Annotated in this window: 29 protein-coding genes and 2 pseudogenes; 23 read left to right on the top strand and 8 right to left on the bottom strand. The window is 36.4% G+C overall.

Annotated elements, in window-relative coordinates; translation table 11 throughout:
• The first annotated feature begins 96 nt into the window (after positions 1-96).
• The 7 genes from AB9L17_RS14685 to AB9L17_RS14655 all read left to right on the top strand — a co-directional run bounded on the left by AB9L17_RS14685 (position 97) and on the right by AB9L17_RS14655 (position 6,327).
• Positions 97-252, top strand: coding sequence for a hypothetical protein (locus AB9L17_RS14685; RefSeq protein WP_223553269.1), 156 nt, complete (start codon positions 97-99; stop codon positions 250-252).
• Between the two features lie 379 nt (positions 253-631).
• On the top strand, positions 632-1,009 hold the full coding sequence (locus AB9L17_RS14680) for a GntR family transcriptional regulator (protein ID WP_375199323.1): 378 nt from the start codon (positions 632-634) through the stop codon (positions 1,007-1,009).
• A gap of 7 nt (positions 1,010-1,016) precedes the next feature.
• Positions 1,017-2,096: a DUF1648 domain-containing protein gene (locus AB9L17_RS14675; protein ID WP_375199322.1), complete on the top strand. Its 1,080-nt coding sequence runs from the start codon at positions 1,017-1,019 to the stop codon at positions 2,094-2,096.
• A 13-nt stretch (positions 2,097-2,109) separates the two neighbouring features.
• Entirely contained in the window at positions 2,110-3,399 is a 1,290-nt protein-coding gene (locus AB9L17_RS14670) for an alpha/beta fold hydrolase (RefSeq protein ID WP_375199321.1), read from the top strand.
• A gap of 161 nt (positions 3,400-3,560) precedes the next feature.
• Positions 3,561-3,848, top strand: a complete 288-nt coding sequence (locus AB9L17_RS14665; RefSeq protein ID WP_375199320.1) for a DUF3784 domain-containing protein — start codon at positions 3,561-3,563, stop codon at positions 3,846-3,848.
• A 419-nt stretch (positions 3,849-4,267) separates the two neighbouring features.
• Complete coding sequence (locus AB9L17_RS14660) at positions 4,268-5,137, top strand: MerR family transcriptional regulator (RefSeq protein WP_375199319.1); 870 nt, start codon at positions 4,268-4,270, stop codon at positions 5,135-5,137.
• 86 nt (positions 5,138-5,223) lie between these two features.
• Positions 5,224-6,327, top strand: coding sequence for a C45 family autoproteolytic acyltransferase/hydolase (locus AB9L17_RS14655; protein ID WP_375199318.1), 1,104 nt, complete (start codon positions 5,224-5,226; stop codon positions 6,325-6,327).
• 75 nt (positions 6,328-6,402) lie between these two features.
• Here the strand turns inward: AB9L17_RS14655 and AB9L17_RS14650 are convergent, their stop codons facing one another.
• A complete protein-coding gene (locus AB9L17_RS14650; protein ID WP_375199317.1) occupies positions 6,403-6,990 on the bottom strand; it encodes a hypothetical protein in 588 nt (195 codons plus the stop codon).
• A gap of 360 nt (positions 6,991-7,350) precedes the next feature.
• Here AB9L17_RS14650 and AB9L17_RS14645 point away from each other — a divergent pair, with 360 nt between their 5' ends.
• From AB9L17_RS14645 to AB9L17_RS14595, 11 genes are all read left to right on the top strand, one after another.
• Positions 7,351-8,073, top strand: a complete 723-nt coding sequence (locus tag AB9L17_RS14645) for an ABC transporter ATP-binding protein (RefSeq protein ID WP_068984666.1) — start codon at positions 7,351-7,353, stop codon at positions 8,071-8,073.
• A complete protein-coding gene (locus AB9L17_RS14640) occupies positions 8,070-8,819 on the top strand; it encodes an ABC transporter permease (protein ID WP_375199316.1) in 750 nt (249 codons plus the stop codon). Before AB9L17_RS14645 ends, AB9L17_RS14640 begins: the two co-directional genes overlap by 4 nt.
• 8 nt (positions 8,820-8,827) lie before the next feature.
• A complete protein-coding gene (locus AB9L17_RS14635; RefSeq protein WP_068984664.1) occupies positions 8,828-9,208 on the top strand; it encodes a group-specific protein in 381 nt (126 codons plus the stop codon).
• Between the two features lie 7 nt (positions 9,209-9,215).
• Entirely contained in the window at positions 9,216-9,719 is a 504-nt protein-coding gene (locus AB9L17_RS14630) for an RNA polymerase sigma factor (RefSeq protein WP_375200799.1), read from the top strand.
• Entirely contained in the window at positions 9,712-9,960 is a 249-nt protein-coding gene (locus tag AB9L17_RS14625) for a hypothetical protein (protein ID WP_375199315.1), read from the top strand. The genes AB9L17_RS14630 and AB9L17_RS14625 overlap by 8 nt, the downstream gene beginning before the upstream one ends.
• A gap of 89 nt (positions 9,961-10,049) precedes the next feature.
• The gene (locus AB9L17_RS14620) at positions 10,050-10,844 is read left to right on the top strand and encodes a nucleotidyltransferase domain-containing protein (protein ID WP_375199314.1); all 795 of its coding nucleotides are present in this window, start codon (positions 10,050-10,052) and stop codon (positions 10,842-10,844) included.
• Between the two features lie 69 nt (positions 10,845-10,913).
• Complete coding sequence (locus tag AB9L17_RS14615) at positions 10,914-11,066, top strand: YpzG family protein (protein WP_068984661.1); 153 nt, start codon at positions 10,914-10,916, stop codon at positions 11,064-11,066.
• Positions 11,067-11,207: 141 nt separating this feature from the next.
• Positions 11,208-12,086, top strand: a complete 879-nt coding sequence (locus AB9L17_RS14610) for a YwqG family protein (protein ID WP_068984660.1) — start codon at positions 11,208-11,210, stop codon at positions 12,084-12,086.
• Between the two features lie 14 nt (positions 12,087-12,100).
• On the top strand, positions 12,101-12,574 hold the full coding sequence (locus tag AB9L17_RS14605) for a hypothetical protein (protein WP_375199313.1): 474 nt from the start codon (positions 12,101-12,103) through the stop codon (positions 12,572-12,574).
• 202 nt (positions 12,575-12,776) lie between these two features.
• Positions 12,777-12,938 carry a hypothetical protein gene (locus AB9L17_RS14600; RefSeq protein WP_375199312.1) on the top strand — a complete coding sequence of 54 codons (162 nt, stop codon included), beginning with the start codon at positions 12,777-12,779 and terminating at the stop codon, positions 12,936-12,938.
• A gap of 43 nt (positions 12,939-12,981) precedes the next feature.
• Positions 12,982-13,320 (top strand): cupin domain-containing protein, encoded by a 339-nt coding sequence (locus tag AB9L17_RS14595; RefSeq protein WP_375199311.1) that lies wholly within the window; start codon positions 12,982-12,984, stop codon positions 13,318-13,320.
• Position 13,321: 1 nt separating this feature from the next.
• Here the strand turns inward: AB9L17_RS14595 and AB9L17_RS14590 are convergent, their stop codons facing one another.
• Positions 13,322-13,621 (bottom strand): hypothetical protein, encoded by a 300-nt coding sequence (locus AB9L17_RS14590; RefSeq protein WP_375199310.1) that lies wholly within the window; start codon positions 13,619-13,621, stop codon positions 13,322-13,324.
• Positions 13,622-13,721: 100 nt separating this feature from the next.
• Between AB9L17_RS14590 and AB9L17_RS14585 the strand changes: the two genes are divergently transcribed.
• A complete protein-coding gene (locus AB9L17_RS14585) occupies positions 13,722-14,150 on the top strand; it encodes an NUDIX hydrolase (protein ID WP_375199309.1) in 429 nt (142 codons plus the stop codon).
• A gap of 80 nt (positions 14,151-14,230) precedes the next feature.
• Here the strand turns inward: AB9L17_RS14585 and metC are convergent, their stop codons facing one another.
• The 3 genes from metC to mscL all read right to left on the bottom strand — a co-directional run bounded on the left by metC (position 14,231) and on the right by mscL (position 17,254).
• Positions 14,231-15,391: a cystathionine beta-lyase gene (gene metC / locus AB9L17_RS14580; protein WP_375199308.1), complete on the bottom strand. Its 1,161-nt coding sequence runs from the start codon at positions 15,389-15,391 to the stop codon at positions 14,231-14,233.
• A gap of 2 nt (positions 15,392-15,393) precedes the next feature.
• Positions 15,394-16,509, bottom strand: coding sequence for a methionine biosynthesis PLP-dependent protein (locus AB9L17_RS14575; protein ID WP_068984655.1), 1,116 nt, complete (start codon positions 16,507-16,509; stop codon positions 15,394-15,396).
• Positions 16,510-16,864: 355 nt separating this feature from the next.
• A complete protein-coding gene (gene mscL / locus AB9L17_RS14570) occupies positions 16,865-17,254 on the bottom strand; it encodes a large conductance mechanosensitive channel protein MscL (RefSeq protein WP_068984654.1) in 390 nt (129 codons plus the stop codon).
• Between the two features lie 347 nt (positions 17,255-17,601).
• Between mscL and AB9L17_RS14565 the strand changes: the two genes are divergently transcribed.
• On the top strand, positions 17,602-17,745 hold the full coding sequence (locus tag AB9L17_RS14565; RefSeq protein WP_375199307.1) for a hypothetical protein: 144 nt from the start codon (positions 17,602-17,604) through the stop codon (positions 17,743-17,745).
• Positions 17,746-17,783: 38 nt separating this feature from the next.
• Positions 17,784-18,482, top strand: coding sequence for a lytic transglycosylase domain-containing protein (locus tag AB9L17_RS14560; protein ID WP_223553240.1), 699 nt, complete (start codon positions 17,784-17,786; stop codon positions 18,480-18,482).
• A 159-nt stretch (positions 18,483-18,641) separates the two neighbouring features.
• On the opposite strand, the gene AB9L17_RS14555 is transcribed toward AB9L17_RS14560, so the two are convergent.
• From AB9L17_RS14555 to AB9L17_RS14545, 3 genes and pseudogenes are all read right to left on the bottom strand, one after another.
• Positions 18,642-18,899, bottom strand: a complete 258-nt coding sequence (locus AB9L17_RS14555) for a GlsB/YeaQ/YmgE family stress response membrane protein (protein ID WP_068984652.1) — start codon at positions 18,897-18,899, stop codon at positions 18,642-18,644.
• Between the two features lie 116 nt (positions 18,900-19,015).
• Positions 19,016-19,264 (bottom strand): annotated as a pseudogene (locus tag AB9L17_RS14550) (cysteine hydrolase family protein); the annotation flags it as partial.
• A 246-nt stretch (positions 19,265-19,510) separates the two neighbouring features.
• Positions 19,511-19,601 (bottom strand): annotated as a pseudogene (locus tag AB9L17_RS14545) (isochorismatase); the annotation flags it as partial.
• Between the two features lie 583 nt (positions 19,602-20,184).
• On the opposite strand from AB9L17_RS14545, the gene AB9L17_RS14540 reads away from it, so the two are divergent.
• Positions 20,185-21,360 carry an amino acid deaminase/aldolase gene (locus AB9L17_RS14540; RefSeq protein ID WP_375199306.1) on the top strand — a complete coding sequence of 392 codons (1,176 nt, stop codon included), beginning with the start codon at positions 20,185-20,187 and terminating at the stop codon, positions 21,358-21,360.
• Positions 21,348-22,670, top strand: a complete 1,323-nt coding sequence (locus tag AB9L17_RS14535) for a D-arabinono-1,4-lactone oxidase (RefSeq protein ID WP_375199305.1) — start codon at positions 21,348-21,350, stop codon at positions 22,668-22,670. The genes AB9L17_RS14540 and AB9L17_RS14535 overlap by 13 nt, the downstream gene beginning before the upstream one ends.
• Positions 22,671-22,766 lie beyond the last annotated feature (96 nt).

Below are 22,766 nucleotides of genomic sequence, written 5' to 3'. Positions count from 1 at the left end.
GAATAGAGACCCTTACATACGTGAAGGACAATCCCCAATTCTGGAGACGCGGAATTGGGGTTTTTGTTTAAAGAAATAACAATGGGAGGGATTTCAATGAATGAGCGTTTTTCAAAGGGGTACGAAACAATAAAACAGTATGTGACAAAGGAAGAAGCGGCACGAATGATTGAGGCAGATGCACTAGCTGATGTAGCACCAGATTTACGTAAAATGATTATTGAATTTGCCTATGAAATGCTCTTCACATGAATAAACACTTATGAAACGGTTCATATTAAGTGCGGAATCACTTATTAATCTAATATGATTAGGAGGATGTAGAATGAGTAGTCTAACACCCAAAGACCAGGAATCTCAGGAAAGTCCGCCACAGTTGTATAAGGTGAGCTTCTAAAAATCTTAAGGAATTGGTGAGGCAGAGGATCTTCTGTTTTGCTGTAGCTTAAGAAGAAGCAAAAACCGATACAAATAAAATCAAATAGTAATAAGTGTTCTTGGATCCAGAATTTTTCTGGGTCCTTTTTATATGAAAAGATTGTAATGAATTTGACATTAAATACAAATCTGTATTATTCTAAGTATGACAGATTTCTGTTTGGTGATAAGCGATACAGATTGGAGGGATAAGATGCAAATTTATTTAGATCCAAGCAGTGAATTACAGCTTTATAAACAGTTAGCGAATCAGTTAATTGAGTTAATTGCTAAGGGTGAGTTAAAAAATGGTGATACATTACCGTCAGTTCGTTCAATGGCTTCGGATTTAGGTATTAATGTCAGTACGGTAAGTAAAAGCTATCATGAACTTGAAGAAAAAGGCTTAATCGAATTAAAGCCAAAAGCAAAGGCGATCATTATCGGTGGTCAAAAAAAAGAACTGGAAGAGACAGAAGTGGAAAAAGTAGAAAATGCATTAAAGCCAATTATGGCTGAAGCATTTGCACGTGGCCTTGAAAAAGATCAGATGACGAGTTTGTTTCATCGAATTTTAAAACAATGGAAGTAGGGAAAATATGCTTTTTATATTAGGCATTTTTATCTTCGTAGGAGTATTGGAAACAATAACACCACATTTAACTAGAAAAACAATCGTGTTTGGTGTTTCAATTCCAGAGCCCTATGTGCAACATCAGCAATTACGAATATTCAAAAAGCACTACAGCATGTTCGTTGGGAGCATAGCAACTGCCTTTCTTTTAGGCCAAATTTCACTACTATATACGTCCATTCAGGAAGAGAAATTTGTTTTATTATCCTTTATTTTACTATACGTCATGCTACTCATATCAGCTGGACTTTATATGTTTTATCATTTAAAAACAAAAAAGCTGAAAAAACAAGAAGATTGGGAAGCACACGTAAAGACTGTTTATGTCATGGATTTATCTATACGAGACAGAGATGAAGCACTTTCATCTACATTTTTTACATTACCAATTATTATCACTTTAGCATTGATTACCTTTACTTATATGAATTACAGTTCCATCCCAGATGTATTTGCTACCCATTGGAATGCAGCAGGTGAGGTAGATGCCTGGACAGAAAAAACATGGCTATCAGTTATCGAATTGCCACTTATGTTACTAGGGCTACAAATTAGCTTTTTCATCATGAGTAAAGGTATGAAAAGTGCCAAAATACAGTTGAGTGCACAAGACAAAGAAGCTTCAGCCAATAGAGAGCTTAAACAACGTAAGTATGGAAGCTGGTACTTAGTTGCAATTAATTTTAGTTTAACCATTCTTTTTGTAGTTTCACATTACACGACAGTGATTTTAGAGGATCAAATAGTTCCTTACTTTTTCCCGCTCTTTATCGTTTTTAATGTAGTCACTTTAGGTGGGCTTATCCTCTTAATTTGGAAGTTCAATAAAAGTAATGAACGTTTTGATGATTTACATACAAATGAAACAGCTGCTGCCGATGATCGATACTGGAAATGGGGTATTTTATACATTAATAAAAATGACCCTTCATTATTAGTACAAAAAAAATTCGGTGTTGGTTGGACCCTGAATCTGGCAAATAAATGGAGCTATATCATTTTATTCGTCATATTTTTGCCAATCTTATTGACCATCTTTAAATAGAGAGGGAGATTTTATGAAAAAACTGTTATTTATATTTTGCGCACTCTTTTTATTAGCAGCATGCGCTCAGAAGGAAGATAATGCAAAAGGAAAAGAGACTAAGGGGAACAATAAAATGAATGAACAGCTAGTAGGAAAATGGCAAGGCAATATTGAGACACCAAACGGAGCACTTCCGATTATTGTTGAGTTGAAAAAGGATAGTGGGACATTATCAGTACCAGCACAAGGCTTAGCCAATTATCCATTTAACAACATTAAATATAACGGCGATCAAGTAACGGTTGCAATCAACTTAAATGGTTCTAATATTGAAATTAACGGTACATTAGAAGATCAGCAAATTGAGGCAACATTCCAACAAAATGGTGGCAAATTCCCACTAGTGTTAAAACCTTATAAAGAACAACCTGTGACTTATGAAACAGTGAAGATTCCTGTTAAAGATGGTGATTTAACAGTGGCACTTCAAAAGGCTAGTAAGGAGCCATCTCCAGTTGTACTAATTTTAGCTGGCTCGGGTCCAACTGATAAGGATGGTAATTCGGCTTTAGCTGGGAAAAATGATAGTTTGAAAATGCTGGCAAAAGGCTTAGCTAATGAAGGGATAGCATCTGTTCGTTACGATAAGCGTGGAATTGGGGACAATAAATCTCTCTCAACAAAGGAAGAGGATATGTCTATTGACTATTATGTAGACGACGCAGTTCAAGTAATTAATACCCTTTTAGCTAATAAAGCTTATTCAAGTGTTCATATTATTGGACATAGCGAAGGCTCACTAATCGGTTTATTAGCAGCACAAAAAACAAACGTAGAGTCCTTTGTTTCCATAGCAGGCACTGGAAGACCAATAGATGAAGTTCTGCTAGAGCAATTAAAAGGTCAGTTATCGCCACAGCTTCTAAAGGAATCAACAGATATACTGGCATCCCTGAAAAAAGGCGAGCTAGTGAAGAACGTATCACCAGATTTACAAGCATTATTCCGTTCTTCTGTTCAACCCTATATGATGTCATGGTTAAAATATAACCCTGCAAGTGAGTTAGCAAAAGTGAATAGCCGTGTTCTACTTGTCCAAGGTACGAATGACCTACAAGTAACAGCAACTGATGCGGAGGCGTTAAAGAAAGGTAAACAAGATGCTGAGCTCTTATATATGGACGGCATGAATCATGTGTTAAAGGATGCCCCAGCAGATCGTGCAGGCAATTTAGCGACGTATTCAGACCCATCATTGCCACTTCATAAAGAACTACTACCAGCCATTCAGCAATTTATTATGAATGAAAATAGAGACTAAGTATGATGGAAGCCGTTGTTTGTTTTATAACTTATTTCAACAGATGTTCAAACATCCGATGAAATAAGTTAAAGCCTCCGGCGGATGTCACGGAATCGGAAAGGAGTTCTGCTAGCACAAAGCCGATTCCGGACGCAATTATGCCGAGGCATAATTGATACATGACTCCATTCCTAATCTTTGCGATCGTTTTATCTCAAGGAAAAGGAGCATTTTTACTAGCAGGCTATAATACGATGTCTGACAGTGAAAAAGAGAAATATAACGAAAAAGCACTTGCTAAATTTATGGGTAAGGTGATGTATGGCTACTGTTTTTGCTTGCTATTAGGGGGGCTGAATGAGCTATTTAAGACGGAATGGCTATTTATCGTAGGGTTAATTCTCTTTATAGGGCTTACAATTTTCGCAATTGTATACGCCAATATAGGCAATCGCTTTAAAAAGTAAGTTTCTATATGAGCAATTCATCTCCTGTTTATTAAGAGGTGAAACGATTGAAATTAGTAAATACCCGCGGAAGAAAGACGATGTCCCTACGAAACTGTATAATCATCCATTGCATAGTATCAGAAATGCTCATAATTAGTATCTAACAAAGGAAGTATGCTCAAATCAGAGCATACTCTTTTGTTTTCTTAGGGCTCTTTATATAAATCATCTTATGTATTTGGGCAAGCTGATCGATGAGACTGCGAACGGAGCAGGTCATCGAACGACCCAATCAACCCCATGTTATGGTCATACGATTTGAAACATTTACCACATTCTATCGTACGATATATAATAACTAAGCAAGGAGCGATTTGAAAGTAAAAGAAATAGTACGATTAATTGAATTCAACAAAATTTGAAAAGAAGGTTTTATTATGTATAGCATTGGAAAGTTTTCGAAACTGTGCGATGTCCCTGTAAAAACGATTCGATATTATAATGATATTGGGTTACTCGAGCCATCTTTTATAGATCAAGTGACCGGCTATCGTTATTATGATTACGATAAAATTGAAGAGCTAAAGACGATACAGGTTCTAAAAAATTGCCATTTTTCATTAAAAGAAATTGAACAGGTTACTAAAGGACAAAATGATAGGGAAGATTTAGAGCTGAGATTAACTAATAAAATTCAGGAATTAGAGCACCAACAAGAAATGATCGTGCAACAAATTCATAATATAGTCCAGGTGAAAAATTCTCTAAAGAGTGCTGAGACATTAACCCCAAAGCCAACATTATCCACTTGTTACATAGAAGAACGACCAAAAATACTCGTGCTATCCCTCCGTGAAAAGATAAATATCATTGGCATGGATAAGCTAGTGCAAAAATTATTTGAACGAATATATGCCTATCAATTAGAGATTGATGGGGAGCTTCTTGCGATTTTTCATCAACATGATAGACATCAAAATATAGCAGATGTTGAGCTACTGTTACCAGTAAAAGCATCTCAACAGAATTCGAATATAAAAGAAATACCAGAAGGCAAGTATGCTTGTATCAATATAAAAGGACCCTATTCAGAGCTACATTATGGTTATAGTTGCTTGCAGGAATGGCTTACAAAGCAATCCCTTCAGGTAGAAGGGATGTTTATGGAGCAATACATAAAGGGGTTAATCCCATCTGAACTAGTAAACCCAATAAATATTAAACCGAATATTGAGATACATCCAAATGATTTTTTGACAAAAGTGTTTGTGAAGGTAAGAAAGTCGATCAAGGAAGAACGATACTAGCTAAACTCTCCAGTAGATGGAGACTTTATTCTGTAATTAGCAAGGTAACAAGGGCTTGCTAGTAACAAACAGAATGGAGTATATCAATGAGAACTAATACAGGACAATTTACATTTCTTAAAGGCAATTCATACGAGATTGGAAAACAGCAAGCGCGAGAATTCCAAAAAAATCCTATTGCTAAATCACTTTTTTTTACGGAAAATATCACTTCTGATAAAGCTTATTTTGAAATGAAAGCACAAATAGCACAGTATTGCCCAGGTTTAAACGAAGAATTAGAAGGCTTTGCGGAAGGCTTTGGCTATAAACCTAACCAATTAAATTATTATCAAAATGCGTGGTTAATTCCTGGAGGATGTAGTTTAGGGGCTATTTTGCCAGGAAAAATGGCTGATGGTAAAACATATGTTGTAAGAAATTATGATCTTTCTCCTGATATTTCTGATATGCGCTTATGTACAACAAATGTAGAAGGGAAATATACCCATACAGGATTTTCTGTTTCTACATTCGGCCGAAGTGAAGGTTTAAACGAAAAAGGTCTGTGTGTTGCTTATGCATCGTGTGGTATGCCTATTGGCAAATATCCAGGTATGAGATCACCAGCAGTACATGGTTTACAGTTTATGGTTATCGTCAGAGCGCTATTAGAAAATTGTAAAAATGTTGGAGAAGCAATTTATATGGTTAACAATATGCCGGTAGGAACGAATATGAATTTACTTATAGCTGATGCACATGGCGACGCAGCTTTGGTTGGAACATATGACGGTGTAAAAGAAGTTAAACGTGCCGAATTAGATTATTTAATTGCAACTAACCATGGTCTGTTTTCAACAATACAAGAAATGGAGCCAGGCAAACTTGAGCATTCTCAGTTAAGATACGATATATTAGAGAAAAAGTGTAAGGAAGGCGGAAAAAGATCTAGTGATGAAATCCAAGAACTACTTTTAACAGAGTTTCCTAAGGGGTTATCTGTTCATAATTACAAAGAAGGCTTTGGCACAGTGCATTCAATTTTATTTAACCTTACTGATTTGCAACTGGCATTTTCATTTGGCTCACCATTACAAAATAAAGTTAATAAAATAGGTGTCGGTGACAACTTAGAGAAGACACAAATACCTGTTGAATTTTGTCATAAAAGCTATGGAACAGAATTTTGGAAAATCATTAAATCCTAAACAACAAAAAGACCTTTCTTTGATGAGAGGTCTTTTGTGATGTTTGGCAAGCTAATCAAAGGACTTTCTTGTTCATTAACTTAGTTCATTCGTTACGACTTGGATAAATTCATCACGATATTGAGAGTCTAAAATATAAACTCCTTTTTCTCGTGCAAGTTGGAGTAACTTTTCGATTTTAGTCTCATCTTTCTCTATAAAGACTTTTTTAACATATTGTAAATCCTGCAAGATATGATGTATAAATGTATCCCCTTGTCTTTTAATATCTACAGCAATAAAGTCAAAAGATAAAAATGCTTTAGCGGAGATATTAATTGTATCAAATAAATAATTTAACGCTTTAAAAGGTACATAGGGGATCTCTTCCTTATATTCATATTTCTCAATAATAGGCAAAATCTCATCAATAAATTTTTGTATTTTGTTTATATCGTAAAGCTTTGTATTTTCAAAATCATTCTTCTCAATAATCTGTTGTATTTTATCATACTGATTTTGTTCTAACAGTTGTTTTATATAAAGAAGTTCTTCTTTAAATTTGGAACGTTCTTCTCTACTTAATTTTCTATGATTAATTACAGCGTATTCGATTAGCTCCCAGCCAATTTCTGAACCAAAATATGGTCCTAAAAAATACTTAAGTTCTTTTAAATCACTCACTTATGTAACTCCCTTTAACATAGTTTTCTATTATTCGTACTGTAAAAACAATAAAATTTTTTTCTCTATATAAATACGATTTTAGTTTTGTTCGTTGTGAAATACCGTAGCCAATAGGATATTGAAGGGTGAATTCTAATCGAACATTTGTTGAAATATTTTCCGTGTATATTCAGGAAATCGTCCCACGTTATGGTGATGAGCCTTTGTCTTTAAATAATTTCCAATAATTATTTATTTTACATAAAAAATCATTTTATAGAAACATATAATTTTATTTCATTTTTTTAAAAATAAAGTGAACCTTTTGCAATCCTCGTTTGTATAGTTAGTGAAAATACAAAATAGGGAGGGTTTATTTTGAAGCTTATTGTGAAGGATCTTGTGAAAAATTATAATGGTGTGAACGTTTTAGATGGTGTGTCGGCCACATTTAAAATGGGTTATTGTTATTTATTGTTGGGGCAGAATGGAGCGGGGAAATCTACATTATCGAAATGTATAGCTGGAGATGAAAAAGCTGATGGAGGTTCTATTTTATTCAATGATTCGTCGCTACAAGTGCATGAGCAAGTAGCATTGCAATACCAACTTTTTACGAGTTATCAGCATCTGAAAATTCGTGAAGTAATGGCACTTTTTACTACATTAACGAACAACCAAGTTGAATTGGGAGAGCTCTATGAAATATTAGGTTTACCAACTTATGACCATATCTTGTTGAAAAATGCGTCAGGTGGTCAGCGAAAAGCAGTATCGATTTTCCTTTCTTTTTTATTAAATAAACCGATTATCATATTAGATGAGCCATTTGCTGATTTAGACTTAACGAAGAAAAAGCAATTGATGTTTTACTTACAAGGTGAAATTCGTCAACGTAACAAAATGATCATCATTATTAGTCATGAGGTGGCAGGATTAGAATCGTTATTTGATTATGTAGTGATCTTAAAAGATGGGAAGCTTATTGAAAATAGTACACAGGATGAGCTCCATAGAAAATACACAGAGGCGAAATTGCCGGGAATTGAAGGTCTTTACTATGAAGTGACAGGTCAAATTTTAGGAGGAAGAGCAGGATGATGAAACAAATTGCACGTATGTATATGTTGGAAAATATTCGTAACCTAGGAATGACTATTGGAAACTTGTCGCCAGCCTTTATTTTTTTGATCATGTCAGTTATTTGTAAAAACATGATGACCGAAGAATCATTTGATTATCTGATTAAAGGTCAGTTTTTACCAGTTTCAATTTTAATGTTAATTTTCTCATTTGCATTTTCTAGCGCTACTATATATTTGGCAGATATGAAGGCTAATAAAACGTTCCAATGGATACAACGAACAGGCGTTAAGCCACACACTTACTATATTGGTATGGGAATAGGTGTCTTTACATTACTAAATATATTTTTAGTGCTACTACTCATTGGTTATTCCTTTATCATTGATATTTCACTTTCATCTTATTTTATGATTATTTTGATTAGTAATTTTGTTTTACTGGCATTATATCCATTGAGCTTTATATTGGCAGGTCTATTTAAAAACGAGAAAGTAGCTCAAAGTATGTTAGTGCCAATTATGATATTATTTATGTTTTCAGTAACGATGACAACGATGTTTTTATCAATTGCGGGGAAGAACCCACATGATTATTATATTTTTTTAAGCTGGAATCCAATGCTTTATTTAAATGATAGCTTGCAAAAGTATTTGAATTTAATTAACGACACATGGCTTCCGCAATATCAATATTGTATAATTTTAGCAGTTCTTAGCCTGGTGTTGGCAGCCATCGCTAAAAAAGTATATACAAGTAAGTAGGTGATTTTATGGGAATTGGATTTATTGTATCTTTAATTGTCATTGGCGTTTGGAGTATTATTATTTTGGGAATTACAATCCCGATGGATAAAAAATATGTTGTTCGCGAAAATGGGAAAATTAATTATAAAAAAACAACCATTTATTTACGTTGGAATGTATTTGATACTTTAACGCTCGTTTTAGCCATATATACAATAATTTGTGTGCAGGCAGTTTTCATACTTTTAACTTCCTCTCAAACAATCGAAAATCCATATTTGCAGTTTTTTGCAAATCAATCGTCAACATGGGTCATTGTAATAGTTGGATACTTAGTTTCACGTCTTTCTTTAACTTTAAAGTCCATTAAGGCTCATTGGGGGGATGAGCTAGATGATGAACAATGAAGAGTGGATGGAGGCCTATAAAAGTGGCGATATCGAGGGCTTTGAACAGCTCTATAGTCGGTTATATGAGCCATTGTACTGCTTTTTATTTCGCTATACTCGGGAAGAACAGCTAAGCATTGATATTGTGCAAGATACCTTTGAGCGTTTACAATATATAAAAGAAGATTTGGATCAGCAAAAGGGAACGGTGAAAGCTTTTTTATTTCAAATCGCCTATCGCTTAATGATTAATAAATTGAATCGGCGCAAAAAATGGCGTACGCTCTTCCCGTTTTTAGTACCGACATCAAGTCATCGAATGTCTACTGACGAAAAATTAACGATACAAGAGGCGATACTTCAATTACCCGAAAAGCAACGAGCTGTTATTTTGCTCGTTTACTATCATGATTTGCCACAGGAGGAAATTGCACAAATTTTGTCCATTCCGCTTGGTACAGTTAAATCGAGGCTACATAATGCGATAAGGACTTTAAAGGAAGAGCTAAAGGAGGATTTCGATGCTTAAGGATGAATTTCAAAAGGAGCAATGGTTAAAAGACAGCTTAGATCACGATAAAGTGGAGATTCCCAAGCAACTAATGACATACAAGAAAAGTCGCTGGCAACGTTTTCTTCAGTATTTAGCCTCACCAACGAAGGATCCGTTAGAACCAATATGTACATCTTCAGTCGGCTACACATCTTTGAAAGTAGTGCCCATTGTAGCGGCTGTATGTATTACAATTCTTCAAATTTTATTGCAATAAAAGAATCGACTAATTTCCCCGCTGCCACAATTATAGCTGTGATAGAAGGTTTTTAAATATTTTGAAGAATTTGGAAGGTGGTGTATTAAATGAAAGAAATGATACTAAATAAATTAAAAGAAATTGAAAAAGAGTATCAAATAAAAATTTTATATGCAGTAGAATCGGGTAGTCGCGCTTGGGGATTTCCTTCCAAGGACAGTGATTATGATGTTCGTTTCATATATATTCATCAACCACAGTGGTACCTTTCAATAGATCCACAAGGAATTGGTGCTAAGAGAGATGTTATTGAAGTGCCTATTAATGATTTATTGGATATTAGTGGCTGGGAAATAACAAAAGCATTAAGGCTATTTCGTAAAAGTAATCCACCGCTTTTAGAATGGTTACGAAGCAATATTGTTTATGATCAGCAATATTCATTCATTGACAATGTACGATTATTGGAAAAAGAAGTATTTTATCCAAACGCAAGCTTATATCACTATTTAAACATGGCTAAAAACAACTATCGGGAATATTTGCAAAGTTCAGAAGTTAAAATGAAAAAATATTTTTATGTACTAAGACCGGTTTTGGCATGTAAATGGATTGAAAAAAACCAAACGGTACCACCAATTGATTTTCAAGAATTATTAAATGAAATCATTCCTGAAGGCTCTTTAAAAACGGAGATTCAGCAACTTTTAAAGAGAAAAATAGCCGGAGAAGAACTGTATATGGAGCCGAAAATTGACAGTATTAATGAGTATTTAGATAAAGAAATAAAGCATATTGAGACGTACTGTAAAAATTTAAATATCAAAGTTGATGATCCAACACAAAAATTAGATGCGTTATTTAGAAGTACATTGCAAGAAGTGTGGGGAAAAACTGAATAATTTTTACTTGCAAGGTCATACTAATTCAGATTTCACTTATGAAATCTATAATGATGAGGAGGATGGCAAATGAGTAGGTTTGAACATTTAGACCCGAAATCTCAAAAAATCCACCGCAACTGGTCAAGGATTAAGCACTCAAAATCTCAAGTTAACGGGGAAACGGAGATTACCCTTCATAACCGTATCTTGAGAAGTGAAGCAAAAGCCCGTCAGTTTTAATCATGCTAGAAAAGTAAGTGTCATCATGCCCAGAATTTATTCTGGGTTTTTTTATTTGTTGTTAATTTATGGGACTTTTATTCTTGCTCTGATAAAATGAATATATGAAGAAATAAATAGATTTTTAGGAGGGGAATGAAAATGAGCAACGTTGAAAAACTGAAAAAGGGATTAAAGGAATTTGGCTTAGAACATAAAGCGGAGGAATTATTACCTCTCGCAAAGGAATCCATTCGAATGATGGTAAACCAAAAACCTGACGAAAAAATTCAGATTGGCAGCTCAAAAATTGGTGGCTGTCCGGATGTACCATCTGATTTCTCATGGCCACATACAAACGACAATAGACCGTTATATTTTCTTTGTCAACTAAATTTAAAAGAAATCAAGCCTTACGATACAAATAGTTTATTACCTGCAGAGGGTATACTGTCTTTTTTCTATGACGCTATCGAGCAACCTTGGGGATACGATCCGAAAGACCATGATGGCTTTAAAGTTTTCTACTTTTCTCAAGAGACTAGTAGCCTGGATAGAAGGGAAATTCCTGCTTCATTACACGAGCATGGCAACATTGACAGCGCGGCACTACAATTTCAAAATGAATTGACACTTCCATCATGGGACTCGCCATACTCGATGGAATTACAAGAAATTTTAAATGAAGAGGAGACGGATAGCTATAGAGATTTTGAATATGAGTGGATGGAGGAGGATGATTTGTCTAGGGCTACTCATCGCATAGACGGTTATCCAGATGCGATTCAAGGCGACATGTATTTGGAATGTCAACTGGTGACAAATGGCTTATATTGTGGCGACTCAACAGGGTATAGCGACCCTTTGCGAAAAGAATTAGAAGCTGGAGCAACTGATTGGCGATTACTGCTGCAATTTGATTCCGAGGATGATCTAGGGTTAATGTGGGGCGATAGTGGCAGATTGTACTTCTGGATACGTGAGGAAGATTGTAAAAATAAGCAATTTGATAAAGCATGGGTTGTTTTACAGTGTTTTTAAAGGAGGATGATGGAATGCGAGATATTACATTTATTCAAAACTATCTAACTGATACTGATTATCAAAAATTTGAGGAACACGTTTTTTGGATTGACTGGCGTGAAGATAATGCTGATATTGTCCATTATAGCGAGAAACTCTTAAATACAGGGAAGCTGACGTATGAGCATGTTGTAGACAATGAGAGAGGTGTTGATTTATATATTATCTATGGTGATAAAAAATCCCTTGTGGTGATGGAGGCCGATGATAGCTGTGATCCAACTATCATTGCTTTAAACGAGATTTTACAGCCTGATTATGAAATACGCATGTGGATGGAATCAAGAGGTTCAGATACATTAGGCTTTGTTTTCCTAACACCTGCTGAATGGTCATCCCTTGAACAGCAATTCGGGTTAGAAAACGTAAAAGAGTATTTTATGAGTATTACGCCTGATACAAAAATATTCCGACAAACCTATGATGATGTCGAGCAGTTGTTGTAGAACCGTTAAAAATAAAGTTGGAAAGAAAGCTTTGAAAATAAAGCTACATGACAATGAATATATAGATGATGTTTTAATGTATAGAATGGTTCGCAAATGGCTCATCACCAAAAGTTGTGGACGACATTTTTTAAAATATATGCCCTGTATATTAGTTGATTGTAGTGGATGCTGGGCGACTCCTTGGGGATCAGCGTCACAGATGAAACCCTGCAGCGAAGCGAAGCGGCTCATCGGACGCCCCCAGGAAGCTCTGCTCTGCGCGAAAGCGAAGCGTCAGCGGCAAATGTTTTATCTGTGCGAAAGCGAAGCGACAGCAACAAAGCGCCCAGTCGGAACGGAAATCAACCACACGTTTTGGTGATAAGCCTATTTTAGCTTTTAATAGAAAGGAGCATGCAAATCACATGAAAATATATAATTTCACACAAGAGTTGGCCAATCAAATTAACAATTATCAATCGATAGATGCTTTTTATACGAAAATCATGAAAACAGTGGAGCCTGCAAATATTGGCTTCATTTATATAGAGCCAGGTGGTGTTGTTGGAATGCATGAGGCACCCGTCCCACAGTTATTTATTGTTATTCAAGGCGAAGGATGGATTTGTGGTGAAGATAGAGAGAAAGTAAGTATAAAGACTGGAGACGGTGTTCTTTGGCAAACGGGAGAGGCACATGAATCTAGGAGTAGTACAGGGTTAACAGCATTAGTCATCCAATCCGAGCATATTAATCTTGCTTAAATTACATACTTGAACCACAAACGCTGATAAAACCTGGAACATCGCTGATAAAAGTACCAGAATCGCTGATAAAACCTGGAACATCGCTGATAAAAGTGCCAGAATCGCTGATAAAACCTGGAACATCGCTGATAAAAGTGCCAGAATCGCTGATAAAACCTGGAACATCGTTGATAAAAGTGCCAGAATCGCTGATAAAACCTAGAACATCGCTGATAAAAAAATCAGAATCACTAGAACGAAGTGAGAGTATGCTCAAGCCAGCTTTTCTTGGCAATTTCTTGCACAAAAATGATGTCATTCTCTACCATCTGTCGTATAATTAATGTCAACATTTTTCACACGCAATTCTAAATTTTCTATTTATTGTAACATTAAATTACTCGAAGGGGGATGACTTCATGCAAGTTGTTGAAAAAGCGTTTGGCTATATTACGAGAGAGCATGAGAGTCGGTTACAGGTGCTAGTATTTGAGCAAAATACAGAAGGAGCAGGAATTCAAATTCCTAAAGGCACGGTAGAGAAAGGGGAAACACCGTTAGAGGCTGTAACCCGAGAGATGTTTGAGGAGACAGGTTTATCCCATTTAACAGTTAAGGCGTTAATTGCTCAAGATTATTTTAATCATCATTCAGGGGTTCTGCAAAAACGTTATTTTTATCATTTAACTACGAATGAAAATCGAGATACATGGCAGCATTGTCCTACAGGTGTAAACGAGTCAGGTTTTGTGTTTTCATTTTACTGGATCTCAAGCGAGCAGGAAGTGACACTAGCACAAGGACATGGAGATTATTTGCATCGAGTATTGGCTCGTGTGAAAAATTGATTTGTCATCTATATAAAAGCTACATTTAATTGAACAAAACCGCGTCTCTAATAAAAGAGACGCGGTTGTTTTGTCATTTTCTAAGCTTTTGCGGCAACATCTAATGCTTGAGCGAAATCTGCAATCAGATCATCAACATGCTCTAGTCCTACTGAGAAACGTAATAGTCCATCCGTAATACCGCGTTTTGCTCGTTCTTCGGGTTCCATGGCTGCATGGCTCATTTTAGCAGGGTAGGATAAAATTGATTCAACACCACCAAGAGAGACCGCGAAAACAGGAATTTTCATCGCTTCTACAAGTGCTTTTGCAGCTTCATAGCTTGGTAGACGGAAGGATAGTACTGCACCTGCACTCGTGGCTTGACGATGATGAATCTCATAGCCAGGATGAGATGCAAGTCCTGGATAGTATACTTGCTCGACAAGGGAATTTTCAGCTAAAAATTCCGCAATCTTTTGTGCTGATTCAGCAGAACGACTAAAACGCACATCTGTTGTTTTAATATTTTGCAAAAGAGTAAAGCAGTCCTGTACACCTAATATATTGCCGAATGAATTTTGGATAAAGTACAGCTCCTGACCAAGCTTTTCGTCAGCAGTTACTGTCAATCCTGCGATAATATCGGAGTGCCCAGATAAAAACTTTGTAGCACTATGAATAACAACATCGACGCCTAACTCAAGTGGACGTTGGTGTAAAGGTGTCATAAAAGTATTATCTAAAAACGTTAAACAATGATGCTGTTTGGCTAGAGCAACAATTCCGCGAATATCTGTGATGCCAAGTGTTGGATTCGACGGTGTTTCCATATAAAGCAGCTTTGTTGCTGGAGTAATGGCTGCTTCAACCGCTGCTAAATCTGTAAAATCAACGAAAGTATGGGAAATACCAAAACGTGGTAAAACTTTGGAAACAAAGCGGTACGTTCCACCATAAACATCCTCAGTAATCACAATATGATCACCTTGAGAAAGTAGCATTAATGCCGCTGAAACTGCAGCAATCCCAGAAGAGAATGCATGTGCACGTACACCACCTTCAAGCTCTGCGACTGCTTTTTCTAGTGCATCACGTGTAGGGTTTCCAGATCGCGCATAATCATATTCACCAAATTCATCGATACTCTCTTGATGGAAAGTAGATGATAAATACATAGGCACATTAACCGCACCCTTTTTATTTTCATAGCCGTCACGAACCCCAGCGTGAATAAGGCTTGTTTCAATATGTTGCTTCATCTTTATGCCTCTTTTCTAAGGATATCGAATACTTGTTTTAAGTCAGCAATTAAATCTTCAACCTCTTCTATTCCAACTGAGAAGCGCAGTAATCTGTCACATACACCACGTTCAATACGTTCTTCGTAAGGCACATCTGCATGTGTTTGAGTGGCAGGATATGTAATAAAGCTTTCAACACCACCAAGACTTTCGGCAAAAGTAATTAGCTTCAAGTTACGAAGGAATGGGTCAATCCACTCAGCTTGTTGCAAGCGGAATGATAGCATGCCACCTTTTCCTGTATACAGCACGTCTGTCACAAGTTCTTCTTCCTCTAAATAGGCAGCAATTGCTTTCGCATTTGCATCGTGCTGCTTTAATCGAAGATGCATCGTTTTTAAGCCACGAATCAGCAACCAGGAATCCATCGCACCTAATACCATACCGCTACCGTTGTGAATAAAGCCAATACGTTCAGCTAATTCTGCTCCTTTTGCAACAACTAAACCAGCTAATACATCATTATGTCCGCCGATATATTTAGTAGCTGAATGAAGGACAATATCTGCACCTAACTCGATAGGGCGTTGGAAATAAGGTGTATAGAATGTGTTATCTACAATTAACCATGCGCCATGCTTATGAGCTAATTCAGCATACACTTCTAAATCAAATTCCTGCATAAGTGGGTTTGTTGGCGTTTCGATGAAAAGGGCACGTGTATTGTCAGTGATTACAGCTTCTACTTGCTCAACTGATTCAAATTTAGAGTAAACAGGCTTAATATTATATGTCTCTTCGAAGAAATTAAAAAGTCGATATGTACCTCCATATAAATCATCAGGTACCACTAATTCATCACCAGGCTTAAACAATGATAGAACTAGTTGAATGGCTGCCATACCAGAGCTACAGGCAAAGCCCATGTCTCCGCCCTCTAAATCAGCAATTCCAGCTTCTAATAGGGCACGAGTTGGATTTTTGGTACGTGCATAATCAAAACCAGTGGATTCACCGATTCCTGTATGTTTATATGCTGTCGATAAATGAATTGGTGGGCTGACAGCGCCTGTTCTCGGATCACTTAAATTACCAAGTTGTACAAGTTTTGTTTCAATGCTTCTGTTGTTTGTCATGTCGTCACTCTTTTCTTCATCATAATAACGGGAAGTCAAAAAAATACTGTTAGACTAGAACTCATTTCCCATATTCTAAATAATTGTTATCAATTTAACATGTATACTAAAGAAGAACAAGATAATTTCAGAAAATTGGTGATATTATTTATAGGAAATCACCTAGGAATAGTAGGATATGTTAAAAGGAGGAGAATTGAAGGACGTTTTTTAGGGTTAAAAAGTAAAGTCATCAGGTTACTATTTTTGAACCATGAAATTCCTACCTTAAAGGGAATAAATCTATTAAACAAAAAGAATCTGCCTATTTCCTCGGTTGATCCAAGAAAAAAACAGATTCTTAATTAAATATAATTTAAGCTTGCTCTTTTTTTAATAAATCTCGAATTTCTTTTAGAAGCTCTTCTTTAGCATCCAATTCTGGTGCTGGTTCCTCTACAACAACCTCTTCTTTTTTACGAGTTAACTTTGTCATAATTCGTAATGCCATGAAGATAGCAAAGGCAATTATTAAAAAGTCAATGATTGACTGTAAAAATACACCTAATTGAATTTTCGCTTCGCCTGAACCATAAACAAAGCTTTTTGTTAAATCAATACCACCAGTTAAAACACCGACTAACGGCATAATGATATTTTCAACTAAGGAGGTAACAATTTTACCGAAAGCACCACCAATTACAACTGCCACTGCTAGATCGACAATATTGCCTTTCATAGCAAATTCTTTAAAGTCTTTCCACAAAATAAATTCCTCCTATTTTTATCCTTATAAAATAATCAAACTATATTTTACTATATTTTTCCCTATCTTTTCAACTATTATTAAAGTGGTAAACATATACTGAAAAATCTACTACATAAAACGGAAATTTTGGTAATATAGAAAGAGATTATCAGTTGTGTTGATTAGGAAAAATAGATTTATTATTGAGCGATATAAAAGATTTTTTTGTTGCTGTTTTGTAAATATATACCCATTTTAACTGATTGTAGCGTAGGGCTACTCGAGTGCTCCTGCCGCTTCGCTCACGTCGTAGAGCAAAGCTTCCCACGTAAAAGAGAGACAGACGAGACCCTGGGGCCAACACGATGTTGGTCACGAAGGTATTGTCACAGGACGTGACGCTCTTAGCCTTCGTTCCTTTAGCGGAGGAAGCGGCTCGGCGCTCGCTCGAAGGAAAGCGAGTAGCCCGTAGCGGAAATCAGCCTATTCGAATGTATAAAAATGGTTAATCAACACACCTGATAGAATACAAGATTAGGTGTGACATATGGCGAAAAAAAAGAAGAAAAAACCGATGTTATCGTCTTCCGCCCAATTGGGAATGATAGCATTATTAATACCAATAGCGATAACTGTTTATGTATTTGCTTTTTTTGCATGGAAGGAGCTTCAAACATTACCGATATTTGAAGATTTAGCGCAACAAAAGGCAATAGAAGAAATTCAACAAAATTTTGATATGGAAATTCCTGAGCAGTATATTCCCATTTATGTAGCGGCGGAAGAGAAATACGGTGTACCCTGGACTTTACTTGCCGCCCATCATCGAATTGAAACACGCTTTTCCACGATGAAGTCACTTGTTTCACCAGCCGGGGCAGAAGGTCATTTACAATTTATGCCCTGTACATTTGTTGGCTGGCAACATCCTTCCTGCTCTGGACTCGGAAAAGGAGATATACCGAAAGCTGAATTAATGAATCCAGGAACGATAAAAAAATATGGTGGTTTTGGTGTAGATGCTAACAGGGATGGCGTTGCGGATCCTTATGATATTGAGGACGCTATATTTAGTGCAGCGAATTATTTAGCGAAAAATGGTGCGGCAGATGGAGATGTGAAGCAAGCCGTATTTCAGTACAATCACAGTGATGAATATGTTGAAGATGTGTTATATTATTTCAATCTGTATAATGACTATCATGATGAGCTAAAGGAAGCAGTCGTTTTAAATAAAGAAAAGTAAAATAAAGTGCCATTCAAAAAGGTACCTAAGTTGGTTTACGTTCCATTTCAATACTCGGCACCCATAAGAAAGCGAGTTAATTATTCTCATCATTTCCTTGAATCAGGTTTTTCAAAAACAAATAAAGAGCCATCAAAAAAGATGGCTCTTTATTCATATTTAGGTTGCTTTGTGCATACTTTTTAAAATAATGCTTACAATGAAGATCAGCACGATAGCACCAATTAATGCTGGGAATACGTAAAAATCACTAACTTGCCAACCCCAGTTCCCAAGAACCATACTACCGATCCAAGAACCGACAATCCCTGCAACAATATTTCCAACGATGCCGCCAGGTACATCTTTACCTATAATGACGCCTGCTAACCAACCTAAAAGCCCGCCAATGATTAAATACCAAATGAAGCTAATCATTTTTTTCATCTCCTTAAAATTAAGATATAATGGCGATTGCTTAGTTATGCCCTGAAAGGAACAGATTAAACGCGTCCAGCTTCTTTGGTAATCATTACAATTTCGCGAATTGGTTTTTATGACTTAACAACTGTTGCGCCTAACCTATGGTCAAAATGACGTAATGCCCATTCATGACCTGCAGCATCAAAACTTGCAACATCATCTGCATAAACAACCGTTGAAATGCCCAAATTATAAGCATCAACTGCTGTATGTAAAATACAAATATTAGTACAAACGCCAACTAAATGAATTCCTTTGATACCTCTTTCATTGAATAAAATCGATAAATTGGTTCCGGCAAATGCGCTATAACGTGTTTTACCTTCATTCAGCGTAAAACTCCCGCCTCTAAAGGTGTTAGATGAATGCGAATGTGATTCCTTTTCAGTGGTGTCCAACAACATCTACTGGAATAGAGGAACTCAGTCTAAGAGCGCACATCCAGTGGCAATTTATCTGTGCGAAAGCGAAGCGTCAGCAACACGGTTTTTTCTGCGCGAAAGCGGCAAATGTTTTCTGTAGCGAAAGCAAAGCGTCAGTGGCAATTACGCCAAGGCGAGATTGATCTAATGCTTGACCGGGCTCACTACATATTAGTTTTCCATCAGTGGCTACAAAATCATACGTATAATCAACAACTAATAGAGCCTTTTTCAACTTTTTCACTCTCCTAATAGGTATAATTTCACTTTTTTCATGCCATATTTGGGCCTGTTTGTCAGAAAAATGATTCTAATTTAATATTAAGAATAGTTTGAAAATTGATTTTTCTGAGAGTATAATGTGAAAAAAGGAGAGTGTTTTATATGAATATGACAGCTATGAAACGTTTAAATCGACAAGGATTTCTTATTGCAGGCTTACATTTGTTAGTAATGTTAAATATAGCAGCAGATTTTTTATTAGCCTCGTAATCTCTTAAATAAAATAGAAAGGTGAGTTAAATGCTTGTCCAATTCTAAAACAACCGTGAAGACAAATTAGATTATGTCCACGGTTGTTTTTTATTGTCTTGAGAGAATTTGTGCTCATTATCCAAAATTATGGATGACATTTGTTAAGACATATACCTTGTATATAAGTTAATTGGAGTGGAGGTTGGACGCCCCAGTCGGAACGGAAATAAACCACACGTTATGATGATGAACCAGAATTTGCATAGAGGATACTAAATAGCACCTAATAAAAGGAATGTCTCTAACGAATATCAGATATATAGTACAAAAAGAGGAGTGATAGGATGACAACTAGATTTGATCGAGTGTTCCGTGAACTAGAGCGTCCATTTGCTTGGTTGGACTTTGATGCGCTAGATAACAACATTACAACTGTACACAACGCTTGTGGGGAGAAAAATATTCGCCTTGCTACGAAATCAGTTCGTTCTGTAGAAATATTACGCTATTTACAAAAAAACCTCCCAAATGTGACGGGATTTATGACGTTTACTGCGGCAGAAACAATATTTCTACTTCATCAGCATTTTGATGATTTACTACTAGGATACCCAGTGATGGAAGAAGCTGCTGTTCGACAGTTATTGCACTTTGTAAAAGAAGGGAAAACCGTCACTTTTATGGTGGATAAGCAGGAGCATGTCGAATTTTTAGCTGAGCTAGGGCAAGAGTTAGGCGTTCGTGCGCGTGTATGCATTGATATTAATGTATCCAATGATTTTAAGCTCCTTTATTTTGGTACAAAACGCTCTTCACTTCATTCACTTGAGCTACTAACACTATTTCTCGAATATATTAAAAATCAACCGTTTATTGAAGTAGTAGGTGCGATGGGTTACGAGGCTCAAATTGCAGGAGTCGGTAATCGTCCAGCAAATACAGTTAAAGGAAGAATTATAGAAGTCATGCAATTGCAAGCAAAAAAGCAAGTTACCCAGTTTCGTAGATTAGCAATTGCCCATGTAAAAGCGTATTTCCCAAACTTACGTTTTGTAAATGGTGGTGGCTCAGGAAGTATGGCCTACACGGCACAACAGAAGGAGGTAACAGAAATTACGGTTGGTTCCGCGTTTTATGCACCAGCTTTATTTGACCAATTTACGCATTTACAGCTTGAAAAAGCAGCTGGATTTGCTTTAAGGGTAACAAGAAAACCAGAAAAAAATATTGTTGTTTGTCATGGTGGGGGTTATACCGCCTCGGGTGCAATCAGTATTGATCGATTACCTGTATTCTATGAACCAACCTTTTTTTCGTATCTTAGTTTAGAAGGAGTAGGAGAAGTTCAGACACCCGTTAAAGTTAATCGTAAAAAAGTTAATGTGGGAGACACGCTGTATTTTCGACATGCGAAGGCTGGTGAATTGTGTGAAAGATTTCAAGTGTTACATGGAATTAGAGGGGACAAGTATATAGGAACTTATACAACCTATAGGGGGGATGGACAATGTTTTCTATAGATAAGTGGAAAAATGGAGAGAAGTGGACGAACTGGGCTAATAATGTCATCTCATATCCGTCCGAGATGTACTTACCTCAATCCATTGAAGAAGTTACAAAAATCGTGAAGCATGCACGTGAATCAGGAAAAACGATTCGTGTAACAGGTGCAGCTCATTCCTTTAGCGCTGTTGCAATGCCTGAGCATATAGCACTTTCTTTACATAATATGCGTGGGCTCATAGCTGTGAATAAGGAGAAGCAAGAAGCGACACTTTGGGCTGGCACGTATTTATATGAAATTGGACCATTACTTGCGCAATATGGCTTAGCCCTTATAAATATGGGGGATATTCAGGAGCAAACGATTGCAGGAGCGGTATCAACAGGCACCCATGGAACAGGTGTAACACTTGGTTCGTTATCTTCTACCGTAACAAGATGGGGCTTTGTTGATGGCACAGGGACTTATAGAGAGCATACTAGAGGAATGGATGATTTATCGGAAGCTTTGCATGTTTCACTTGGCATGCTTGGTGTGCTTGTGCAAGTAACGATTAGGGTGATGCCGCTATACAGCTTACATTATGTGGGCACCAGAGATACTTTAGCAAATGGACTGGCAATATTTTCTGAAGATATTCGACAATATCGACATGTTGAGTGGTTTTATTTCCCTGGTAGTGAAACCATTCAAGTGAAGCGTATGAATGCTGTAGCACCTGTTTATCAGAGTGATTGGAGTAAGAGAATGGAAACATTGAAACTTCAAATAGTAGAGAACGGTGCTTTTTATGCTATTTCAGAGCTTTGTAAATGGAGACCTTCGCTAAGTGGCGCTATGAGTAAATTAGCAGCAGCCAATGTTGTTGAAGGTGAGAAAACGGGGATCAGTTATGAAATATATCCGTCTCCACGTAGCGTAAAGTTCCAAGAAAGTGAATATGCTATTCCATTAGTGCAATTTGAGGCATGCATGGAAGAGATACACGCAACCTTGAAAAGAGGGATTTTTAATGTACATTTTCCGTTAGAATGTCGGACATCGGCAGGCGAAGCAGGTTATTTAAGTCCTACCCAAGGTCAAGAATCAGCATTTATTGCCTTTCACATGTATAAAGGACTGCCAGAAGAGCCCTATTTTGAATGGGTTCACACAATGATGAAAAAGTATAAGGGACGACCACATTGGGGTAAACAAAATCATTTAACAGCTAAATACGTGTATGAGTTATATCCAGATATCGAAAAATTTTTAGCGATTCGTCGTCAATATGATCCAGAACATGTGTTTTTTACAGGCTACTTAAGAAAATTATTCACATTGTAAGTGTAATCTTATTATCTAGCTAACCAATTGCTTTTGAATAATTTAAAAGATTATTGAAAAAATTTAAATTTGAACGAAATGTCAAAATATTTATCA

It is taken from the genome of Lysinibacillus sp. RS11, from assembly GCF_042019215.1.
GTDB classification, from domain to species: Bacteria; Bacillota; Bacilli; order Bacillales_A; family Planococcaceae; genus Lysinibacillus; species Lysinibacillus xylanilyticus_A.
Note: the sequence above shows the minus strand (reverse complement) of the source record. Positions and strands in the feature narration are given on the sequence as shown.

Excerpts from the sequence above, each read along its gene's own strand:
- AB9L17_RS14685 (WP_223553269.1), top strand. The coding sequence starts at position 97 with ATGAATGAGCGTTTTTCAAAGGGGTACGAAACAATAAAACAGTATGTG.
- AB9L17_RS14605 (WP_375199313.1), top strand. The coding sequence starts at position 12,101 with ATGCGAGATATTACATTTATTCAAAACTATCTAACTGATACTGATTAT.
- AB9L17_RS14595 (WP_375199311.1), top strand. The coding sequence starts at position 12,982 with ATGAAAATATATAATTTCACACAAGAGTTGGCCAATCAAATTAACAAT.
- AB9L17_RS14640 (WP_375199316.1), top strand. The coding sequence starts at position 8,070 with ATGATGAAACAAATTGCACGTATGTATATGTTGGAAAATATTCGTAAC.
- AB9L17_RS14630 (WP_375200799.1), top strand. The coding sequence starts at position 9,216 with ATGGAGGCCTATAAAAGTGGCGATATCGAGGGCTTTGAACAGCTCTAT.
- AB9L17_RS14675 (WP_375199322.1), top strand. The coding sequence starts at position 1,017 with ATGCTTTTTATATTAGGCATTTTTATCTTCGTAGGAGTATTGGAAACA.
- AB9L17_RS14600 (WP_375199312.1), top strand. The coding sequence starts at position 12,777 with ATGAAACCCTGCAGCGAAGCGAAGCGGCTCATCGGACGCCCCCAGGAA.
- AB9L17_RS14610 (WP_068984660.1), top strand. The coding sequence starts at position 11,208 with ATGAGCAACGTTGAAAAACTGAAAAAGGGATTAAAGGAATTTGGCTTA.
- AB9L17_RS14590 (WP_375199310.1), bottom strand. The coding sequence starts at position 13,621 with ATGACATCATTTTTGTGCAAGAAATTGCCAAGAAAAGCTGGCTTGAGC.
- AB9L17_RS14635 (WP_068984664.1), top strand. The coding sequence starts at position 8,828 with ATGGGAATTGGATTTATTGTATCTTTAATTGTCATTGGCGTTTGGAGT.
- AB9L17_RS14625 (WP_375199315.1), top strand. The coding sequence starts at position 9,712 with ATGCTTAAGGATGAATTTCAAAAGGAGCAATGGTTAAAAGACAGCTTA.
- AB9L17_RS14665 (WP_375199320.1), top strand. The coding sequence starts at position 3,561 with ATGACTCCATTCCTAATCTTTGCGATCGTTTTATCTCAAGGAAAAGGA.
- AB9L17_RS14540 (WP_375199306.1), top strand. The coding sequence starts at position 20,185 with ATGACAACTAGATTTGATCGAGTGTTCCGTGAACTAGAGCGTCCATTT.
- AB9L17_RS14680 (WP_375199323.1), top strand. The coding sequence starts at position 632 with ATGCAAATTTATTTAGATCCAAGCAGTGAATTACAGCTTTATAAACAG.
- AB9L17_RS14565 (WP_375199307.1), top strand. The coding sequence starts at position 17,602 with ATGTTGGTCACGAAGGTATTGTCACAGGACGTGACGCTCTTAGCCTTC.
- AB9L17_RS14555 (WP_068984652.1), bottom strand. The coding sequence starts at position 18,899 with ATGATTAGCTTCATTTGGTATTTAATCATTGGCGGGCTTTTAGGTTGG.
- AB9L17_RS14585 (WP_375199309.1), top strand. The coding sequence starts at position 13,722 with ATGCAAGTTGTTGAAAAAGCGTTTGGCTATATTACGAGAGAGCATGAG.
- AB9L17_RS14620 (WP_375199314.1), top strand. The coding sequence starts at position 10,050 with ATGAAAGAAATGATACTAAATAAATTAAAAGAAATTGAAAAAGAGTAT.
- AB9L17_RS14575 (WP_068984655.1), bottom strand. The coding sequence starts at position 16,509 with ATGACAAACAACAGAAGCATTGAAACAAAACTTGTACAACTTGGTAAT.
- AB9L17_RS14670 (WP_375199321.1), top strand. The coding sequence starts at position 2,110 with ATGAAAAAACTGTTATTTATATTTTGCGCACTCTTTTTATTAGCAGCA.
- AB9L17_RS14660 (WP_375199319.1), top strand. The coding sequence starts at position 4,268 with ATGTATAGCATTGGAAAGTTTTCGAAACTGTGCGATGTCCCTGTAAAA.
- AB9L17_RS14560 (WP_223553240.1), top strand. The coding sequence starts at position 17,784 with ATGGCGAAAAAAAAGAAGAAAAAACCGATGTTATCGTCTTCCGCCCAA.
- AB9L17_RS14615 (WP_068984661.1), top strand. The coding sequence starts at position 10,914 with ATGAGTAGGTTTGAACATTTAGACCCGAAATCTCAAAAAATCCACCGC.
- AB9L17_RS14655 (WP_375199318.1), top strand. The coding sequence starts at position 5,224 with ATGAGAACTAATACAGGACAATTTACATTTCTTAAAGGCAATTCATAC.
- AB9L17_RS14535 (WP_375199305.1), top strand. The coding sequence starts at position 21,348 with ATGTTTTCTATAGATAAGTGGAAAAATGGAGAGAAGTGGACGAACTGG.
- metC (WP_375199308.1), bottom strand. The coding sequence starts at position 15,391 with ATGAAGCAACATATTGAAACAAGCCTTATTCACGCTGGGGTTCGTGAC.